17 protein-coding genes, 2 tRNA genes and 5 pseudogenes are annotated in these 19,062 nt (G+C 70.5%); 14 read left to right on the forward strand and 10 right to left on the reverse strand.

Annotated features, from left to right (window positions below; all coding sequences use genetic code 11):
- The first annotated feature begins 28 nt into the window (after window positions 1–28).
- The 6 genes from QUE44_RS01335 (at window position 29) to QUE44_RS01360 (ending at window position 4,001) form a co-directional block, all read left to right on the forward strand.
- Window positions 29–817, forward strand: a complete 789-nt coding sequence (locus QUE44_RS01335) for a fumarylacetoacetate hydrolase family protein (RefSeq protein WP_286215459.1) — start codon at window positions 29–31, stop codon at window positions 815–817.
- A gap of 45 nt (window positions 818–862) precedes the next feature.
- Window positions 863–2,344: a glutamate--tRNA ligase gene (gltX, locus tag QUE44_RS01340; RefSeq protein ID WP_286215460.1), complete on the forward strand. Its 1,482-nt coding sequence runs from the start codon at window positions 863–865 to the stop codon at window positions 2,342–2,344.
- A 41-nt stretch (window positions 2,345–2,385) separates the two neighbouring features.
- On the forward strand, window positions 2,386–3,114 hold the full coding sequence (locus tag QUE44_RS01345) for an HAD family hydrolase (protein WP_286215463.1): 729 nt from the start codon (window positions 2,386–2,388) through the stop codon (window positions 3,112–3,114).
- Between the two features lie 4 nt (window positions 3,115–3,118).
- Window positions 3,119–3,550: a hypothetical protein gene (locus QUE44_RS01350; protein ID WP_286215464.1), complete on the forward strand. Its 432-nt coding sequence runs from the start codon at window positions 3,119–3,121 to the stop codon at window positions 3,548–3,550.
- A gap of 59 nt (window positions 3,551–3,609) precedes the next feature.
- Window positions 3,610–3,681: transfer RNA gene (locus QUE44_RS01355), tRNA-Gln, on the forward strand.
- A gap of 143 nt (window positions 3,682–3,824) precedes the next feature.
- Window positions 3,825–4,001, forward strand: coding sequence for a hypothetical protein (locus QUE44_RS01360; protein ID WP_286215465.1), 177 nt, complete (start codon window positions 3,825–3,827; stop codon window positions 3,999–4,001).
- A gap of 33 nt (window positions 4,002–4,034) precedes the next feature.
- Here the strand turns inward: QUE44_RS01360 and QUE44_RS01365 are convergent, their stop codons facing one another.
- From QUE44_RS01365 to QUE44_RS14305, 3 genes and pseudogenes are all read right to left on the reverse strand, one after another.
- On the reverse strand, window positions 4,035–4,814 hold the full coding sequence (locus QUE44_RS01365) for an SDR family oxidoreductase (protein ID WP_286215466.1): 780 nt from the start codon (window positions 4,812–4,814) through the stop codon (window positions 4,035–4,037).
- A gap of 98 nt (window positions 4,815–4,912) precedes the next feature.
- Window positions 4,913–6,289 (reverse strand): annotated as a pseudogene (locus QUE44_RS14470) (AAA family ATPase); the annotation flags it as partial.
- A pseudogene (locus QUE44_RS14305) lies at window positions 6,227–7,063 on the reverse strand (AAA family ATPase); the annotation flags it as partial. The pseudogenes QUE44_RS14305 and QUE44_RS14470, both read right to left, overlap by 63 nt.
- Window positions 7,064–7,414: 351 nt before the next feature.
- Here QUE44_RS14305 and QUE44_RS01385 point away from each other — a divergent pair.
- From QUE44_RS01385 to QUE44_RS01395, 3 genes are all read left to right on the forward strand, one after another.
- A tRNA-Glu gene (locus QUE44_RS01385) sits at window positions 7,415–7,487 on the forward strand.
- Between the two features lie 122 nt (window positions 7,488–7,609).
- On the forward strand, window positions 7,610–8,182 hold the full coding sequence (locus tag QUE44_RS01390) for an RNA polymerase sigma factor (protein WP_286215467.1): 573 nt from the start codon (window positions 7,610–7,612) through the stop codon (window positions 8,180–8,182).
- Window positions 8,183–8,224: 42 nt separating this feature from the next.
- A complete protein-coding gene (locus tag QUE44_RS01395) occupies window positions 8,225–9,106 on the forward strand; it encodes a hypothetical protein (RefSeq protein ID WP_286215468.1) in 882 nt (293 codons plus the stop codon).
- Window positions 9,107–9,158: 52 nt separating this feature from the next.
- On the opposite strand, the gene QUE44_RS01400 is transcribed toward QUE44_RS01395, so the two are convergent.
- From QUE44_RS01400 to QUE44_RS13840, 4 genes and pseudogenes are all read right to left on the reverse strand, one after another.
- A complete protein-coding gene (locus tag QUE44_RS01400) occupies window positions 9,159–9,593 on the reverse strand; it encodes a thiol-disulfide oxidoreductase DCC family protein (RefSeq protein WP_286215469.1) in 435 nt (144 codons plus the stop codon).
- Window positions 9,594–9,623: 30 nt separating this feature from the next.
- On the reverse strand, window positions 9,624–10,154 hold the full coding sequence (locus tag QUE44_RS01405; protein WP_286215470.1) for a hypothetical protein: 531 nt from the start codon (window positions 10,152–10,154) through the stop codon (window positions 9,624–9,626).
- 106 nt (window positions 10,155–10,260) lie between these two features.
- Window positions 10,261–12,177 carry a glycoside hydrolase family 9 protein gene (locus QUE44_RS01410; RefSeq protein WP_286215471.1) on the reverse strand — a complete coding sequence of 639 codons (1,917 nt, stop codon included), beginning with the start codon at window positions 12,175–12,177 and terminating at the stop codon, window positions 10,261–10,263.
- A gap of 215 nt (window positions 12,178–12,392) precedes the next feature.
- A pseudogene (locus tag QUE44_RS13840) lies at window positions 12,393–12,806 on the reverse strand (cellulase N-terminal Ig-like domain-containing protein); the annotation flags it as partial.
- Window positions 12,807–12,993: 187 nt separating this feature from the next.
- Between QUE44_RS13840 and QUE44_RS01420 the strand changes: the two are divergent.
- Entirely contained in the window at window positions 12,994–13,134 is a 141-nt protein-coding gene (locus QUE44_RS01420) for a hypothetical protein (protein WP_286215473.1), read from the forward strand.
- Between the two features lie 38 nt (window positions 13,135–13,172).
- Here the strand turns inward: QUE44_RS01420 and QUE44_RS13845 are convergent.
- Both QUE44_RS13845 and QUE44_RS01425 read right to left on the reverse strand, forming a co-directional pair.
- Window positions 13,173–13,565 (reverse strand): annotated as a pseudogene (locus QUE44_RS13845) (hypothetical protein); the annotation flags it as partial.
- A 163-nt stretch (window positions 13,566–13,728) separates the two neighbouring features.
- Window positions 13,729–14,450: pseudogene (locus QUE44_RS01425) on the reverse strand (IclR family transcriptional regulator).
- 54 nt (window positions 14,451–14,504) lie between these two features.
- On the opposite strand from QUE44_RS01425, the gene leuC reads away from it, so the two are divergent.
- Genes leuC through QUE44_RS01445 form a run of 4 tightly spaced genes read left to right on the forward strand, consistent with a single transcriptional unit; the run spans window position 14,505 to window position 18,126 of the window.
- On the forward strand, window positions 14,505–15,929 hold the full coding sequence (gene leuC, locus QUE44_RS01430) for a 3-isopropylmalate dehydratase large subunit (RefSeq protein WP_286215474.1): 1,425 nt from the start codon (window positions 14,505–14,507) through the stop codon (window positions 15,927–15,929).
- A 12-nt stretch (window positions 15,930–15,941) separates the two neighbouring features.
- A complete protein-coding gene (gene leuD, locus QUE44_RS01435) occupies window positions 15,942–16,589 on the forward strand; it encodes a 3-isopropylmalate dehydratase small subunit (protein WP_286215475.1) in 648 nt (215 codons plus the stop codon).
- Between the two features lie 50 nt (window positions 16,590–16,639).
- A complete protein-coding gene (locus tag QUE44_RS01440) occupies window positions 16,640–17,485 on the forward strand; it encodes a CPBP family intramembrane glutamic endopeptidase (protein ID WP_286215477.1) in 846 nt (281 codons plus the stop codon).
- A gap of 14 nt (window positions 17,486–17,499) precedes the next feature.
- A complete protein-coding gene (locus tag QUE44_RS01445; protein WP_286215478.1) occupies window positions 17,500–18,126 on the forward strand; it encodes a nucleoside/nucleotide kinase family protein in 627 nt (208 codons plus the stop codon).
- On the opposite strand, the gene QUE44_RS01450 is transcribed toward QUE44_RS01445, so the two are convergent.
- The gene (locus tag QUE44_RS01450; protein WP_286215479.1) at window positions 18,123–19,007 is read right to left on the reverse strand and encodes a PfkB family carbohydrate kinase; all 885 of its coding nucleotides are present in this window, start codon (window positions 19,005–19,007) and stop codon (window positions 18,123–18,125) included. The two genes, QUE44_RS01445 and QUE44_RS01450, sit on opposite strands and share 4 nt — an antisense overlap.
- Window positions 19,008–19,062 lie beyond the last annotated feature (55 nt).

Raw genomic sequence — 19,062 nt, forward strand, 5'->3', positions numbered from 1 at the left:
GGGGCGTCGAGCCACTAGGCTGGAGGTCATGCGCATCGCCCGTTTTACGACCGGAGCAGAGCCTCGCTACGCGATTGTCGACGGGGAGGCGGGCAGTGAAGAGCTCGTGGTCCTCACCGGCGACCCGATGTACACGCCGGGCACCGTGACCGGCGAGAGGATCCCGCTCACCGACGACGTCCGCCTCCTGGCGCCCGTGATTCCGCGCTCCAAGGTGGTGTGCCTGGGCAAGAACTACGAGGCGCACGCCAAGGAGATCCCGCACCGAGGCCCCGCACCCGAGTTGCCGATCCTGTTTCTCAAGCCCAACACGACCGTGATCGGCCCCGACGACCCGATCGTGCTGCCGCACTACAGCGAGGACGTCCAGCTCGAGGCCGAGCTCGCGGTGATCATTTCCCGCGTGTGTAAGGACGTGAGCGCCGACAACGCCGAGGACTACATCTACGGCTACACGTGCGCGAACGACGTCACGGCGCGCGACATTCAGCGTCAGGAAGACCAGTGGTTCCGTGCCAAGGCCTTCGACACGTCGCTGCCGCTGGGCCCGTGGATCGAGACCGAGCTCGCTCACGACGACGTGACCATCTCCTCGCGCATCAACGGCGAGGAGGCCCAGGCCGGCCACTCGGGCGACATGATCGTCGACGTCGCCCACGCGGTCGCGATGGTCTCCGAGGTCGTGACCCTCTTGCCGGGCGACATCATCCTCACCGGCACCCCGTCCGGCGTGCGCGCCCTCCACCACGGTGACGTCGTGGAGATCGAGATCGAGGACCTGGGCGTGCTGCGCAACCCGGTCATCCGCCGGTCCTGAGCGCCCACGCCACCCCAGCATCGTCCCCCCGCTAGAGAGAAGAACATGAGCAAGGTCCGCGTCCGATTCTGCCCGTCGCCCACCGGCCTGCCCCACGTGGGCATGGTCCGTACCGCGCTGTTCAACTGGGCGTACGCGCGCCACACCGGAGGTGACCTGGTCTTCCGCATCGAGGACACCGATGCCGAGCGCGACTCTCAGGAGAGCTACGAGATGCTGCTCGACGCCATGAACTGGCTGGGCATCACGTATGACGAGGGGCCCGATATCGGCGGCCCGTACGCGCCGTACCGCCAGTCCGAGCGCCACGACCTGCACCTCGACGTGGTGCGCCGCCTGGTCGAGGGTGGCTACGCGTACGAGTCCTTCTCGACCCCCGAGGAGATCGAGGCACGCCACAAGGCGGCCGGACGCTCGCCGCAGCTGGGGTACGACGGCTTCGACCGTTCGCTCACCGAGGAGGACAAGGCCGCCTACCGCGCGGCCGGACGCCTGCCCGTGATTCGCATGCGCATGCCCGACGAGGACATCACGGTGGACGATATGATCCGCGGATCGGTGACGTTCCCCGCCGGCTCCGTGCCCGACTACGTGATCCTGCGCGCGAACGGCATCCCGCTGTACACGCTGGTCAATCCGGTCGACGACGCCCTCATGAAGATCACCCACGTGCTGCGCGGCGAGGACCTGCTGTCCTCGACCCCGCGCCAGATCGTCCTGTGGCGTGCGATGGTCGAGCTCGGGATTGCCGATGCCGTGCCGCGCTTCGCGCACATGCCGATGGTGCTGGGCGAGGGCACCAAGAAGCTCTCGAAGCGCGACCCCGAGTCGAACCTGTTTCACCACCGTGAGCGCGGCTTCCTGCCCGAGGGGCTGCTGAACTACCTGTCGCTGCTGGGCTGGAGCATCGGGCCCGACCGCGACGTGTTCACGCCGGACGAGCTGGTCGCGGCCTTCGACATCGCGGACGTCAACCCCAACCCCGCGCGCTTCGACCTCAAGAAGGCCGAGGCGATCAACGCCGAGCACATGCGCATGCTCGCCCCCGGCGACTTCGCCGCTCGCGTGGTGCCGTACCTCTACGACGCAGGACTGGTGTCCTCGCCCTCGCCGCAGTCGCTGTCCCCGCACGAGGAGCAGATCCTCGCGGAGGCGATTCCCCTGGTGCAGACGCGCATGACGCTGCTGGGGGAGGCCCCCGGCATGCTCGGGTTCCTGCTGATCGGGGACGAGGCCGTGGTGCCCGAGGAGGCCGCGCTCGCGAAGCTTCCGCCGGAGGCCGCGGAGATCCTTGACGCGTCCATTGACGTGCTGTCGGGGCTGGCCGACTTTGGGGCCGACGCGCAGCAGGAGGCCCTGCGCGCGCGCCTGGTCGACGAGATGGGCATCAAGCCGCGCTTCGCCTTTGGGCCGCTGCGGGTCGCGATCACGGGCCGTCAGGTGTCGCCGCCGCTGTTCGAGTCGATGGAGATCCTGGGTCAGGACTCCTCTCTCGCGAGGCTGAGGAAGCTGCGCGCGGCTCTGTAGGGCGGGCGGCTCCCGGGCTGAGGGAAGAGGAGAGTGCGGCTGTGATTCGCGGAGTGCTGTTCGACGTCGATGACACGCTGGTCGACACGCGTGGGGCGTTCCGTCACGCGCTCGCGACCGTCGCGGTCGACTACCTCGGCGACGTCGACCACGACGAGCTCCTGCGCGTGTGGCGCGCGGACGCGAACGGCTGGTACCGCGCGCACACCCGCGGCGAGCTGACCCACAAGGAGCAGCGTCACCGCCGCGCGAACGACCTCCACGAGCTCTTCGACGGCCCCTATCTTGACCCCGAGGCGTACGAGGCATGGGACGCCGCCTTCGAGCACTACTTCCGCGAGGGCTGGCAGGCCCACCCGGATGCGGCACCCGCGCTCGACGCTCTCGACGTCGCGGGCATCCCCTACGGTGGGCTGTCCAACGCGGCGCATGACTATCAGGTGCTCAAGCTCGCGGCGTGCGGACTTGAGCGCATGCCGATGCTCGTGGGGGTCGACGAGCTCGGCTTCGGTAAGCCCGATCCACGGGTTTTTGCGCTCGCGTGCGAGAGGCTCGGACTCCCGCCTGAGCAGGTTGCCTATGTGGGCGACGAGTTCGACGTGGACCCGCTGGCCGCGGTGGCGGCGGGGTTGGGACTTGGCGTGTGGATCGAGCGCCCTGGCGCGCACTCCCGGGACCTCGACGGCCTGTGCGGCGTGGGGGAGCCGCGCGACGGCCTGGTGCGGATCGGTTCTCTCGAGGAGCTGGCGGGGCTGCTCGCGGTACGGTGAGCCCATGGTGAGGCTCGCCGCCGCGCTCACTGCGGCATCGTTCCTGGTGGTCGGCTGTGCGGGCGAGGACAGCCGGGCCGGCTTCGGGGTGCCGCGCCAGCAGGAGGCCGGCGAGGTGCCGGGTGTTCGCGAGGAGCTGGGCGGCACCGTGGTGATCGCGACCAACGGCTGCCTCCACCTGCGGCTCGAGGACGGCTCGGAGCCCTGGATCGTGTGGCCTCCGGACGCGGAGGCGACCGACGACGGGGGAGTCCGGTGGGGCGACGCGGCCTTCGCGGATGCCACCTCCGTGACCGGCTCGGGAGCGCGGGTCGCCCTCGAGGATCTGCCTGATGGCGCCAACCCCGACAGCTACTTTGCGTCGTTCGGCGGCTTCTGTGATGCGGACGATGCCGGGGTCGTGGCGTTCGACAGCGTCGACCCGGCGGAGGGGTAGCCGGTTTGGAATGCCGCCGCGGGTCGGGTACAGTGGTACCTCGGTTCGAAAGAACCTGATGGGCTATGGTGTAACTGGCAGCACGACGGTTTCTGGTTCCGTTAGTTGAGGTTCGAATCCTTGTAGCCCAGCCGCAAGAGATCTCCACGAGAGTCTCGATGAGACAAGGGCCCGCCTGATGGCGGGCCCTTTCTCGTGTCCGGATCCGTGCGCCGATGCGCCGCCGACCCGGGTATAGCCTGGCGATGAGTCCCCCTCACACGAGGAGCGACCCATGGGCGCCATCAACCGCGAGTGGCATCGGGACCACCGGATGCCTGATCGCCCGACGGACCGCGAGCGCGGGCGCTGGCACGCCGCGCACCAGGACGCGTGTGCGTGCAGGGCCCCCAGCGAGCGGGAGCGCGACCTCATCGCGCAGTGGCGCGGGGAGTCCTCGCGCGGCGAGTAGTCACGAGCGGCTCGCGACCGCCTCGCGAGCGCTTCACCACACCGAGTCCCCGCGAATCACCACGTCCGAGCCGCCGTCCACGAACACCACCTGGCCGCACAGGTGCGTGTTGTCCTCGCTCGCGAGCCACGCGAGCAGGCGCGCGACCACGATGGGCTCGGCGAAGCCGCCCAGCGGCATCGGCACGGCCTGCGCGATCTGGGCGCGCCCCTCCTCGGTCTCGAGTAGCGGCTCGACCATGGGGGTGAGGATCACGCCGGGGGCGACCGCGTTGAGCGGGATCGACTCGCCCGCCCACTCCGGGGTCGCGGCGTGACGCCTGATCCAGCGGCAGAACGCGGCCTTCGTCGAGCCGTAGATGAGCTGGCCCAACTGCGGGTCCGCCGCGAGCTCGCCGGCGCTCGCGAGCGCCGCGTCCTCCTCCCCGTCGAGCATCGCGTCGATGAGCGCCTGATCGCCGGGGAACAGGCTCGCCATCGACGAGACGCCCACGGCGCGCGGGTCCTGCGAGTCGAGGAGCAGCGGCCGCAGGCCGGTGAGCGTCGCGACCATCCCGAAGTAGTTGACCGCGACCGTCGCGGGCGTAGGAGACGCGAGACCGGCCACCGCGATGATCGCGTCGATGCCGCCTCCCGAGCGCTCCGCGACCATGTCCACCATGAGGGCGCGATCGGCGGGGCTGGTGAGGTCGACCGTGAGGTCGGCGTCGTGGAGGTCGATTCCGATGACGGTGTGGCCCTGACTTCTCAGGAGGTCCGCGGTCGCCCTCCCGATACCCGATGCCGATCCCGTGACCACGTAGGTGCGCGCCATGGCGACCCCTCCTTGCGAGCGGAACTGCCCCTTCTTACGAACCTACGCCGATGCCCGGGCGGGCGCACGCGCGCGGCCCACCCGGGCATCGTCCGGTCCTACTCGACCTCGAGGGTGACCGCCTCGCCATCCCAACCAGCCGTCACCGCGTCGCCCTCGCCCACGTGCCCGTCCACGATCTCCTTGGCGAGCGCGTTGAGCAGGCGCGTCTGGATGAGGCGCTTGAGCGGGCGCGCGCCGAACGCGGGATCGAAGCCGTCACGGGCGAGCGCCGCGCGCAGCTCGGGCGTGACGGTGAGCGCAATCTCCTTCGCCTCCGCGAGCCGGGCGACGGTCTTGGTGAGCTCCGTGTCGACGATTCCCTCCATCGCGGCGGGGTCGATCCGGTCGAAGATCACGACGTCGTCGAGGCGGTTGAGGAACTCGGGCCTGAAGGCGCGCCGCAGTACCGCCTGCAGGTCACGCTCGAGCGCCTCGCGGTCGACCCCGTCCCACGCGAGCACCACGTCCGACCCCAGGTTCGAGGTCATCACGATGATCGTGTTGGTGAAGTTGACCGTGCGGCCGCGGCCGTCGGTGAGGCGGCCGTCGTCGAGCACCTGCAGCAGCACGTTCCACACGTCGGGGTGGGCCTTCTCGACCTCGTCGAACAGGACGATGCTGTACGGGCGCCGACGCACGGCCTCCGTGAGCTGTCCGCCCTGGTCGTAGCCCACGTAGCCGGGGGCGAGCCGATGAGACGCGAGACCGCGTGGGACTCCATGTACTCGGACATGTCGATGCGGATCATCGCGCGCTCGTCGTCGAAGAGCTGCTCCGCGAGGGCGCGCGCGAGCTCGGTCTTGCCCACGCCCGTGGGGCCGAGGAACAGGAACGAGCCGATAGGTCGGTTCGCGTCGGAGATTCCCGCGCGGGCGCGACGGATCGCGTCTGACACGCTCGCGATCGCACGATGCTGTCCCACCACGCGCGCGTGGAGGCGGTCCTCGAGGTGGCCGAGCTTGCTGGACTCGTCCGTGAGGAGCTTCTCGACGGGCACGCCGGTCCACTTCGCGACCACGCCCGCGATGTCCTCGCCCGTGACCTCCTCGCGCAGCATGCGCTCCGCAGGGGATCGCCTCGAGTTCCTCGCGTGCCTGGGCGATCTGACGCTCCGCGGCGGGCATCTCGCCGTAGCGGATCCGGCCCGCCTTCTCGAGCTCGCCGTAGCGCTCCGCGCGCTCGAGCTCGCCGCGCAGCTGCTCGAGCCGCTCGGTGGCCTGCGACACGCGCACGATCAGCTCCTTCTCGCGCGCCCAGCGCAGGTTGAGGGCATCGGACTCCTCGCGGAGCCTCGCGATGTCTCGGTCGATCTCCTCGCGGCGCGCCTTGGCGTGCTCGGACTTGTCCTTGGCGACCTGCGTGCGCTCGATCTCGAGCTGCATGATGCGACGGCGCGCGCGGTCGAGCTCGATGGGCATCGAGTCGAGCTGCATCTTCAGCGCGCTCGTGGCCTCGTCGATGAGGTCGACCGCCTTGTCGGGCAGGAAGCGCTCGGTGATGTAGCGGTCGGACAGGCGCGCGGAGGCCACGATCGCCTCGTCGGTGATCTTGACGCCGTGGTGGACCTCGTACTTCTCCTGGAGCCCGCGCAGGATCGCGACGGTGTCCTCGATGCTGGGCTCGCCCACGAAGACCGGCTGGAAGCGTCGCTCGAGGGCCGAGTCGGTCTCGACGTGCTCGCGGTACTCGTTGAGCGTAGTCGCGCCGATCATGCGCAGCTTGCCGCGCGCGAGCATCGGCTTGAGGATGTTGCCCGCGTCGACCGAGCCCTCGGCCTTGCCGGCGCCCACGATCGTGTGGAGCTCGTCGACGAAGAGGATGATGCGGCCCTCGGATTCCTCGACCTCCTTGAGGATCGCCTTGAGGCGCTCCTCGAACTGGCCGCGGAAGGCCGCGCCCGCGACCAGCGAACTCATCGCGATCTCGATGACGCGACGGTCCTTGAGGGACGAGGGGACGTCGCCCGCGACGATGCGCTGGGCGAGGCCCTCGACGATCGCGGTCTTGCCCACGCCGGGCTCGCCGATGAGGACCGCGTTGTTCTTGGTGCGGCGCGTGAGCACCTGCATGACGCGACGAATCTCCTCGTCGCGACCGATCACGGGGTCGAGCGCGCCGGACTCGGCGAGGGCGGTGAAGTCCTGGCCGAACTGCTCGAGCGCGCTGGCCTGCTCCTGGGTGTCGGGGGCGTAGGGCTGAGCGGACATGAGTTCCTCCTGGTGGTGCGTGGTGCTCTCTTGCGGCTGGCTGCCTCAGACTTGAGCCGCCTACGCTCAAGTTTACGTAACGACATCCGGCGGCGCAAGTGGAGCGGGGGAGGGCGGGGGTCCGGCACCTTGTCGTGTCGAGCGGAAGTCACACCTCTCGCGACCGGTGTTCGCGATTCCCCGTTCGGTGACGATCTACGTGGCGCCAGATGTGTGACTTGCGCACGGTGGGGCGGCGTGGCCGATCGGGTGGCCGCTCCGCCAGCGCAGCCGGTGGTTGTGCAACGACGCGCCGATGCTGTAGAGTCTTATCTCGCGCCAGCCGCCCGGGAGGGTGGCCGATGCAGCTAGGGCCCCGTTGTGTAGCGGCCTAGCACGCCGCCCTCTCAAGGCGGTAGCGCGGGTTCGAATCCCGTCGGGGCTACGACATGAAACTCCTCACCGTTCGCGGCGGGGAGTTTTGTCGTAAGCGGGCGTATTCGCGACCGTGTTAGCGTCTCCCTCCATGTCTGACTGGCGCTCATTCACCGTGCAGGGCTCCGCCTCGTGACCCTCGGGCACGGGTTCGAGAGCGTCTTGGCTGCGGCACGTGCGGGCGAGCAGTGGGCCTGGAGCGAGATCTACCGGGACCTCGCGGGTCCCGTCCGCGGATACCTCGCTGGCCGCGGCTCGCCCGAGCCCGAGGATGAGGCCGCCGAGACCTTCCTTCACGTCGCAAAGGGAATCGCCTCCTTCGACGGCGACGAGTCCGCCTTCCGCTCGTGGGTGTTCTCGATCGCGCACCGGCGCATGGTCGACGCGCATCGCAAGGCGGGCCGTCGCCCCAAGGTCGTCGACACCGAGCTCACCGACCTCGCCGAGGGCGCGGACCGCGTGGCGACCCCCAGCGCGGAGGAGTCCGTGCTGGTCCGCGACGCGGCCGTGGCGACCGCAGATCTCCTGTCCGGGTTGAGCGAGGATCAGCGTCAGATCCTGCTCCTGCGAGTGGTCGGCGAGCTGTCGGTCAGGGAGACGGCGTCGGTGGTCGGGAAATCCGAGTCGGCGGTGAAGGTGGCCCAGCACCGCGCCATCACCGCGCTCCGGCGGGCCCGCGCCAAGCGCGACGCTGAGAAATCCTGACGGTCATGTAACCGATCGGCGCGGCGTGGCGATCACAGGACCATGACGAGCAACGACTTCACGCCCCGCGACCAGGAGCGGCTGCTGCGTGGCGACGCCACCGGCCCGCTGGCCGACGCGGCCCCCGCCATCGCGGCGCTCCGCGCGCTGAACGTCGCGCCGAACGACGCCGAGACGGCGCGTGCGGCGGCTGCTCTCGCAAGTGTCGCCGCGGATTCCTCGGTCCCCCTCACCGTGCCTGCGGCGGCAACCCCTTCCCCATGGCGTATGCGCGCCGCCATTGCCGGCGGTCTCGCACTCCTGGGGCTCGGCGTCGTGGGCGGAGCCGCTGCCGCGGATGACGCCGCGCCGGGTGACGCGCTGTACGGGGTCGACCGCGCCCTCGAGGACCTCGGGATCGGCGATGGCGGAGTCGACGAGCGCGTCGACGAGGCGATTGTCCTCGACGAGGCGGGCGACAGCGAGGGTGCCCTCGAGCACGTCGTCGAGGCGGTCGAGGAGGACTCCGCGTCCTCCGAGGCCCTGCTCGGCGTGGCCGAGCGCCTGCGCACCAACGGATCCGAGGCCTCGGCCGAGGTTCACGAGCGCGTGGCCGCGATGCTCGAGTGGATGGCGACCGCCGACGCCACGGGCCGCGACTTCGGCCAGGGTGTGTCGGAGCGTGCGCGCGGCCTGGTGACGGAGCCGTCGACCGAGCCGTCGCCCTCCGCCTCCGCGAGCCCGGCGCCCAGCGCGTCGCCCGAGCCCAGCGCCGACACTCAGGCGCCCGGCAAGTCCGGTACCGCGGGCAAGCCCGAGACCACGGGAAAGCCCGAGACCACGGGAAAGCCCGGCACCGCGGGCAAGCCCGAGACCGCGGGCAAGCCCAGCACCGCGGGCAAGCCCGAGACCGCAGGAAAGCCCGACACCGTCGGCAAGCCGTAGCGAACCAGCTCGACGATGCCCTGGGGGTCCGTCCCCAGGGCATCGTCGTGTCTCAGGACAGCGCCGCGACGTCCTCGACGCTCGCGAGGCGTGACCGCCACAGGGTCACAAGCGCGGGTGGCGGGGTGCCGCACGCGGGGTCCTCGGCGGGCCGTCGGGGTCGCCTGCGCGCCACCGCGTCGTAGGCGGTGTCGCGCAGGGCGCGGGGGACGATGCGCATCGCGGCGGCCGCTCGCCACGGCCAGGGGAGGCCGCGCGCGATCCGCGCCAGGGCATCGGTGCGCAGCCATCCCTGGCTGCCGTCCCACACGACGATGCTCGAGGCTGCCACGGACGGGCCGAGCCCGGCCAGACGCAGCACCTCGCGTCCGGCGTCCCCGGCCGAGCCCGCGATGAGAAACGTGCCCGTGCGATCGCGGCGCAGCAGCCACGCGACGAACCCGTTGCACAGGCCGCAGTCGCCATCGAAGACCACTACTGCACGCATGCCGCCAGCGTAACGGCGCGCGAGGAGTGCCTAGAGGCGTGCGTGAGCCCGTTCGCGGAGCTCCTGGCCCCACTGATGAGCGGCGTCCAGTTCTCCGGGCAGCAGCAACCCCGCGGGCTCCTCCGAGGTGGCGCGCAGGTGCACCGTGAAGCCGCGCGGTCCGTCGAGCAGCGTAAGCCCGTGCGCCTCGAGGGATCGGGCGATCGCCCGGGCCGCACCGCGGCCGAGCGGGCCGCGCACGCGCGTGTCGAACGCCGCGCCGAGTCGCGGCCCCGCGGGCAGCGTCTCGAGCCATGCGCGCATCGGCACGTGCGAGAGATCGGGCGCCGGCTGGTGGCCCGTCGTGGGCTTGGAGCGTGCGGACTCGCGGCTGGCCTCCGTCGGCAGGCTCATGCCGTGCACGGGTGCGCCCGCGACCAGCACCTGCGCGGACTGGACCACCGCGAGGGTGGCCTCGGAGGTCGACAGGGCCACGGCATCGTCCCCCAAGCCCGCCGCGATGGCGGTGGCGACCGCCGCCGTGTTGCCCCACAGCGACTCGTAGACCACGACTGCTCTCATGGCGCCATGGTCCGCCCCTGCGCACGCGAGCGCCAGGGACATTGGTCATGACGCCACACGGCGCGCCGGTCGAGGAGGGCCGGCGCGCCGTGTGGGTGGTGCGGGATCAGTCGGCTGCGGTCATGATCCGGTAGAGGAACGCCGAGTACGCATCGCGCGTGATCGGAGAGGCCTTGCGGAACGTGCCGTCGGCCCAGCCGGTGGAGATGCCGGCGTCGTAGAGCCAGTTGATCTCCGTGTAGAACTCGGTGTTCTCGGTGGTGACGTCCGTGAAGTGGGACATCACGGGCGCCTCGTAGCCCTCCGGCTCGAGGTAGCGGTACAGGAACGCCGCCATCGCATCACGCGTGGTCTTGCCCTGGGGTCGGAAGGTGCCGTCGGCCCAGCCGGTGGAGATGCCGGCGTCGTAGAGCCAGTTGATCTCCGTGTAGAACTCGGTGTTCTCGGGCGTGATGTCGGTGAAGTGCGACGTCTCCGGCGCGACGTACCCCTCGGGGTCCGCGAGCCGGTACATAAACGCCGCGACCGCGTCGCGCGTGATGGGGGAGAAGGGCCGGAACGTGCCGTCATCGAAGCCGGTCGTCATACCGTTCTGCCACATCCAGCGGATCGCCTCATAGTGCTCGAGGCCCTCGTGGACGTCCGAGAACGGCGGGTTGCCGATCCTGTCCGCCTGGTCGAGGTCGGCCACGAAGGACGCCACCCAGCTGAGTGCAGAGTTCCAGTTGACCGTGATCTCGTTGGTCGACCACGACTGGATGTGGTCGACGTAGCACCACTGCGGCGCACAGTCCTGATCCGGATAGAGCGCAGCGAACGTGGGGTCCCACGTACTCGTCGTGGTGTTGGGGCCACCCGCCACCGAGCCCGCCGGCGGGTGCGGCAGGTCGCCGTTGAGCTGCGCCGAGAACCACCGTGAGTGCTGGTTCTCCGAGTAGACCTCGCCGTATCCGGTCACGTAGGACTGGTTGAGGGCGTTGCGGCCCAGCAGGTAGTCCATGGACTCGACCACCGCGTCCGCGTAGGCGCGCTCGCCCGTGAGGTCGAAGGCCGTCGCGAGCACCACCTGGTTGTTGAGGACCTGGCTGTTGGAGCCCCACTCGAACGCGTCGTCCGGGAGGGCGAGGCCGAACTCCTGCTCCTCCTGCACCGCGAGGATCGCGTCCGCGCCGTCGATGACCTGGGCGACGATCGCGTCGCGGTCGGCAAGGTCGTTCGGCACTGTCGCCAGGTTCATCTTGGCGATCGCGTCGAGCGCATCCCAGCTGAACGCCGTGGTGGGGAACGAGTCCGCCGTGTGAATCGGCGAGTCGGCGAGGAAGTCGGCGAACTCCTGCTCTCCCGTGGTGAGGAAGAGCTCGGCCGCGGCCCAGTAGAACTCGTCGGTGACGTCGTCATCGTCGTACGGCCCGCCGCCGTCGGCGCCGTCCGCCGCGGGGGCGTACAGCGCGGGCGTGCCGAGCGCCGCCTCCCACGTCGACCGGGCCGCCTCAAGGAGGTCCGCGGCAAAGTCGGGGTCGTAGGCCTCGAAGAGGCGCGCGCCCTGGGCCGCGGTGGCTGCCACGTTGAGCGTGGCGGCCGTCGAGGGGCGGTGGAGCTCGCGCACCTGGGAATCCGCGGCGGGCATGAGCGGCAGGCCCGTCCAGCCATCGTCGTGGATCTTGTGGTGCACCATGCCCGCGTACTGCTCGCCGTCCGGCACCTGCATCGCGAGCATGAACTCGAGCTCCCAGCGGGCCTCGTCGAGGACGTCGGGGACGCCGTTCGAGGACTCGGGGACATCGAGCGTGCCGTCGGCGAGGGCGTCCGTCGCCGCGCCGGGCGCGGTGAGCGAGCGCTCGTAGGTGCCCAGCAACTGCGCGGTCGCGATGCCGCCGTTGACCACGTACTTGCCGTGGTCCCCGGCGTCGTACCAGCCGCCCACCACGTCGAGCGTGTAGTCGCACGTCCACGGTTCGCCGTAGACCGCCTGCGAGTCGGTGACGTTCTGGCACGGCACGTCGAGGTCGCCCTTGTTTGCCACGCCGTCGGCGGGGAGGACACATGGCCCGCCTCGCGGGCATAGTCCTCGCCCACGATCGCGCCGTCGATCTCGATGCCCGACCGTGCGAGGTAGAAGTAGTTGAGCGAGTCGTACCTGAGCTGCTGGTAGGCCTCGGTGCCGATCTCGAACTCGTACGACGTCTCGCCGTCCGCGGCGAGAGTGTAGGTGCCGGGATCGGTGACGTCGGAGAAGTCGATGAGGTGAACGTTGACGCCGGCCGAGGCGTCAACACCCTGCACGGTGGTCATCGACTCGGCGACCACGGTCGCCCCGTCGAGGAGTTGCCATGCGACCGGTTCGGAGGCCTCGGTCACCAGCGTGGCCTGCTTGGGGCCGCCCGTGAGGTAGCCCACCTGGTTGACGCGCACGCGCGGTCCCGTGTCGGGGCTGTACTCCTCGACCGCTCCGCCACCGATCAGCGAGGCCTCGTCGAGGCAGAACGTCCACGGCGAGGCTGATCCGCCCACCTGGAACGCGACCTGCAGGTTCGGCAGTTCGGGGCTCGACGGCGTGGGCTCGTCGAGCGTGAAGCTCGCCGAGTAGGTGCCGTCCGGCGCGGTCTGGATGAGCTCGCCGTACGTGCCGTACGGGGCGCCGTTGTCGCCCACGATCGCGCGCACCGGCCCCGCCCCGCTGCCCGTGAAGGACAGCGTGTAGGGGCCCGCGGGGAGCACGTACTGGCCCGTCTCGGGGTCAAGGTTGCCCACGTCGTTGTAGCCGACGATCACGTCCCACGGGTTGGTCGTGCCGCCGGGGATGTCGAGGCACCACACGCCGTCGACCAGCGTGCTCGACGTGACGTTCGACGTCCACCAGGGCGCGGTCTCCGTTGCGAAGTCCGTGTTGGAGAGGTACTCCGTGCCGGCAGGGACCAGCGAGACGTCGTCGAGGCAGAAGGTTGCGCCGGCGTTGCCGCCCACCTGGAAGGCGAGCTGAGGGCTCGACGTCTCGCCCGTGATCGTGACCGTCTCGACCACCGTGGCCGGGTCGGGCGTGACCGTGGTGGCCGACGTCCAGTACTGCGCGTAGGGCTCGGCGCCCTGGCCGACCACGGCGGTGACGGCCCCATCGCCGCTCGCCGTGTAGGTCAGCGTGTACTCGCCGGGGGCGAGCTCCGTGAAGTTCTGTCCGACGGCGGCGTCCCACGGGTTCTCCGCGCTCGCGGGCACCTCCCCGCAGAAGCGTCCGTCGTCGGTCGTCGTCGCAGCGAAGCCGTACGCGAACCAGCCGGTCTCGCCGTCGTCAAAGCCGCCATTCGTGACATCGGCCGCCGCCGGGGTCGCCCCCGCGACCACCAGAAGTGCGACCATCGCGCTCCGAGAGAGCGCTCTCTTGAGTTGCCCCACCATTCCTCCTTGTTGCGCCATTGCATCAGGGGTGTGCCCGGGCCGGGACCGGCCGCTGGGTGAGCGCAACGTAACACGAAACGTTTCGTGCGTGTCAAGACCTGGGGGACGATGCTGTGGCCGGGTGAAGGTGCCCGGCCACAGCGAGTTACGCGATTGCGGCGCGCCTCGCGATCGCGAAGCGCTACGCGATCACGGTGCGCTGAAGCACCTCGGTGAGCTGGCGCGCGGCGTCGACCACCGCGCCGGCGTGGACCGCGCCGGGGAGGAGGTGAGTCGCTCCGCGGGTCCGGAGATGGATACCGCGGCGATCACGGTGCCCGCGGCCCCCCATACGGGCGCCGAGACCGACGCGACCCCCGGCTCACGCTCGCCGGCGCTCTCGGCGAAGCCGTTCGCGCGCACCTTGTCGAGCTCGGCGGCCGTGAAGCGGGCGCGCGCGAGCCCGCGGTGCATGCGCTCGGGCTCCGCCCATGCCAGCAGCACCTTCGCGGCGGAGCCGGCGGTCATGGTCATCGTGGTGCCCACGGGGATCGAGTCGCGCAGTCCGACGGGACGGTCGGCCGCGGCGATGCAGATGCGCTCGTCGCCGTGCGGCCGGTACAGCTGCGAGGACTCGCCCGTGCGGTCGCGCAGGACGGTCAGGACGGGCTGCGCCGCGGAGACCAGGCGGTCCTCGTTGACGGACGCGGCCAGCTGAGCGAAGCGGCGTCCCAGCACGAAGGCGCCCGTCGAGTCGCGCCCCACGAGGTGGTGGTGCTCAAGGGCAAGGGCGAGGCGGTGCACGGTGGGGCGGGCGAGGTGGGTCGAGGCCACGAGCTCCGCGAGGGTGGCCGGTCCCTGCTCCAGCGCACCCAGGATCGCTGCCGCCTTGTCAATGACGCCGACTCCGCTATGATTGTCCACAGAGCGATACTAGCGTCTCAAATCCTGAGATGTCGAGAGGTGAAGGAGAGCCCCATGGGAACCACCCTGGCCGAGAAGCTGTGGGAAGACCACCTGGTCCGCAAGGGTGAGGACGGCGCGCCCGACCTCATCTACATCGACCTCCACATGTGCCACGAGGTCACCAGCCCGCAGGCGTTCGAGGGGCTGCGCCTTGCCGGCCGCCCCGTGCGCCGCCCGGACCTCACCATCGCGACCGAGGACCACAACACCCCCACGCTCGACATCGACCTGCCGATCGCCGACGAGACCTCGCGCAAGCAGGTCGACAAGCTGCGCGAGAACACCCGCGAGTTTGGCGTCCGCATCCACTCGCTGGGCGACGCCGACCAGGGCATCGTGCACGTGGTCGGCCCGCAGCTGGGCCTCACCATGCCGGGCATGACGGTCGTGTGCGGCGACTCCCACACCTCGACCCACGGCGCGTTCGGCTCGCTGGCCTTCGGCATCGGCACCTCGGAGGTCGAGCACGTGCTCGCCACCCAGACCCTGCCTCTCAAGCCGTTCAAGACCATGGCGATCAACGTCAACGGCACGCTGCCCAAGGGCACCACCGCGAAGGACATCATCCTCGCGATCATCGCCAAGATCGGCACCGGCGGCGGACAGGGCTACGTGCTCGAGTACCGCGGCGACGCGATCCGCGCGCTCTCGATGGAGGCGCGCATGACCATCTGCAACATGTCGATCGAGGCGGGCGCGCGCGCCGGCATCATCGCCCCCGACGACACGACGTTCGAGTACGTCAAGGGCCGTCCCCACGCCCCCGAGGGCCAGGATTGGGACGATGCCGTGGCCTACTGGCGCACGCTGGTCACCGATGCTGACGCCCAGTTCGACGCCGAGGTCGACCTCGACGCCTCCGACCTCGAGCCGTTCATCACGTGGGGCACCAACCCGGGACAGGGCCTGCCGCTGAGCGCGACCGTGCCGAACCCCGAGGACTTCGCGGACGAGGCCGAGCGCGAGGCGGCCGCCAACGCGCTCGAGTACATGGGGCTGACGCCCGGCACTCCGTTCCGCGAGATCGCCGTGGACACGGTCTTCCTTGGCTCGTGCACCAACGGCCGCATCGAGGACCTGCGTGCCGCCGCCGCGATCATCAAGGGCCGCGAGAAGGCGCCGAACACGCGCATGCTCGTCGTCCCCGGCTCGGCGCGCGTGCGCCTCCAGGCCGAGGCCGAGGGCCTGGACCAGATCTTCAAGGACTTCGGTGCGGAGTGGCGCAATGCCGGCTGCTCGATGTGCCTGGGCATGAACCCCGACCAGCTGCGCCCGCAGGAGCGTTCGGCGTCCACCTCGAACCGCAACTTCGAGGGTCGCCAGGGCAAGGGCGGCCGCACTCACCTCGTGTCGCCCCTGGTCGCCGCCGCGACCGCGGTGCGTGGCACGCTGTCCAGCCCCGACGACCTGGTCGACGCCCCCGCGGCGCTCGCGTAAGGAGACACCGAGATGGAGAAGTTCACCACCCACACCGGAATCGGCGTCCCGCTGCGCCGCTCCAACGTCGACACGGACCAGATCATCCCCGCCGTGTACCTCAAGCGCATCACGCGCACCGGCTTCGAGGACGCGCTGTTCGCCGCGTGGAAGGGCGACGCCGACTTCGTGCTCAACCAGCCCGCGTACACGCACGGCAGCGTGCTGGTCGCCGGGCCCGACTTCGGCACCGGATCGTCTCGCGAGCACGCCGTCTGGGCGCTCAAGGACTACGGCTTCAAGGTCGTCATCGCGTCGCGCTTCGCGGACATCTTCCGCGGCAACTCGGGCAAGCAGGGACTGCTCGCCGCCGTCGTGAGCCAGGAGAACGTCGAGCTGCTGTGGAAGCTGCTCGAGACGGAGCCCGGCAAGGAGATCACGGTGTCGCTCGAGGATCGCACGGTGACGTGCGGCGAGCTCACCGTGCCGTTCGAGATTGACGACTACGTGCGCTGGCGCCTCATGGAGGGTCTCGACGACATCGGCCTGACCCTGCAGCACGAGGCCGACATCACGGCCTTCGAGGCCAAGCGAGCCGCGTGGCGTCCGCGCACGCTGCCCGCGAAGCACCTCCCGAGCGTGGAGATCGAGGCCGCCCGCGCGGCCGACATGCCGTCCTGACCTGAGACCGGTCAACAGATGGCCGGGGAGACACATGGCATAGTCGGGCCATGAGCTCCCCGGCCATTGCTGTCCCCGCCGTGCCCGCACTGAGGGCGGACGCGCACACCGTCCTGCGCGTGGTCGCCGCGGTCCTGGTGACCGGCGCCGCCGTGCTGCTGTTCGCGGTCCACGTCCGGCCGCTCGGCTACGTGCCGTTGATCGTTGGCGTCGTGCTTGCGGCGGCCGTGGACCGCAGGCTCGCGCGCGACCTGGGACTCATCGCGCTGGGGCAGGTGATCATCTCGACCATCTCCCTCAAGGCGGACCTCTCGGACGCCGGCATGGCCCGCTTCACGGTCGCGCTCTCGCTCGCCGTGCTGGTGCCGTGGGCGATCTCCCACCACGTGTTCGGCGACCGGGCCATCACGTTCCCCGTGGCCACGGGGCGGCGCTGGACGCGCACGATGTGGCTGTACCTCGCGATCGTGGTCGCGGTGGGCTACCTGCTGTTGCCCTGGTACTTCATCTCGAGCGGGGTGTACACGAACTGGCCCGACCTCGATTCCGACGGCGAGATCGCGCGGCTGTTCGTGGGCGTCAACGCGGTGGGACTGTGGGACGAGCTCTTCTTCATCTGCGTGGTCTTCGCCCTGCTGCGCGCCCACTTCCCGGTGTGGCTTGCCAACGTGCTGCAGGCGATCGTGTTCGTCAGCTTCCTGTGGGAGCTGGGCTACCGCGCGTGGGGGCCCGCGCTGACGATCCCGTTCGCGCTCGTGCAGGGGTGGATCTTCGCGCGTACCAAGTCGCTGCCGTACGTGGTCACGGTCCACCTGCTCTTCGACGCCGTGGTCTTCGCGGTGCTGGTCCATGCTCATCAGCCCGAGCTCTTCGACATCTTCATCACGGCGCCCTGAGGGTCGTCGGCATCGTGAATCAACCCGCCGCCTCGAGCGAGCACGTCGCCCGTGCCGTGTCGCTGGCGGGGGAACGGCCGCGCGTCGTGATCGGGATCGCGGGCGTTCCCGGCGCGGGCAAGTCGACATACGCGCGCGCACTGGTGTCGGCCGTGATCGATCGCGGCGTGCCCGCCGCGTATCTGCCGATGGACGGCTTTCACCTGCCTGCGGCCGAGCTCGCACGGCGTGGACTCGCGGGCCGCAAGGGCGCCCCCGAGACCTTCGATGCCGCGGCCTACGTGGGACTGCTCCGGAGCGTGCGCGACGTCCGAGCGGCGGGCCGTGACATCCTCGCGCCCGACTACGACCGCGACCTCCACGACGTGGTGCCGGACCGCCTGGTGATCCCCGCGGGCACTCGGGTCGTGGTGACGGAGGGCAACTACCTGGCGTGGGGTGCCGGCGGCTGGGAGGGTGTGAGGCCCCTGCTCGACGCCCTGTGGTGGCTCGACGTGCCGTGGGAGGTCGCGAGGGCGCGGCTCATCGAGCGCCGCGTGACGACGGGACGATCCCGCGAGGACGCGGTCGCGTGGGTCGACTCGGTGGATGAGGCCAACGCGCGGATCGTGCAGGCCGCGCGAGCCGCCGCGGCGCCCTAGCCGTTCTCCTTCTCAAGCCACGCGCGCGTGCCGAAGCTCCCCAGCGACCGCGCGACCACCGCGGAGGCGAACGCGATGTCCTCCGCCAGCCGGGCATCGTCCCTTCCCAGGGACGCGATGCGCCACGCGAGCGCGCCATGGAAGAAGTCGCCGGCCCCGAGGGTGTCCCGCACGGGCGAGACGGGCGGGATCGCCACCGACCCGTCGGCAGTCCTCGTGCGGTACAGGACCGGCCGGGAGCCTCGCGTGATGACGGCGGCGCTGGCGCCGAGTCCGAGGACGTGGTCGACGACGCGGTCGGGAGAGCCCGCGGTGCCGGGAGGCGCGTAGTCGTCGGAGACCACCGCGATGTCGCACGCCGCCACCATCGCGTCGGTGTGGGGCTTGTGGCTGCCCGCGTCGAGGATGACGGGGACGCCCGCGGCACGTGCCCTGGCGGCGATCGGCAGCGACACCGACGGGAAGTAGCCGTCGATCAGCACCGCGGACACGCCGTCCAAGGACGCCTCATGCGTCGGCTCGAGCGCGCCAGCCGTCGCCACGCCCGTGGGCGACACGACCGCGCGATCGCCGGTCGCGCGCGTGATCATGATCGACGCGGTGATCGGCGGGCCGTCGTAGGAGGCCGCCGCGACGATCTCGACCCCGCAGCGCTCGAGGTCCGCCCGCAGGGGAGCGGCGAGCGGGTGCTCGGGCAGCGCGGTCGCCAGCGTCGCGGCTCCGCCGCAGTGGGCGAACGCGACCGCGGCATTCGCGGCGGGGCCGCCCGCGCACACCGTGAAGTCCAGCGCGGCGACCTTCTGGTTGGGCGAGGGAAGCGCCTCCACGAGTTGGACGATGTCGAGCGTCGCGAGGCCGGCGAACAGGGCGGACGTGGTCACGTCGTCACTGTAGCCAGGACGATGCGCGGGCGCCGGTGCGGTCGTGGCGCCGCCC

The organism is Demequina sediminis (assembly GCF_030296675.1).
In the GTDB taxonomy this organism is placed as follows: domain Bacteria; phylum Actinomycetota; class Actinomycetes; order Actinomycetales; family Demequinaceae; genus Demequina; species Demequina sediminis.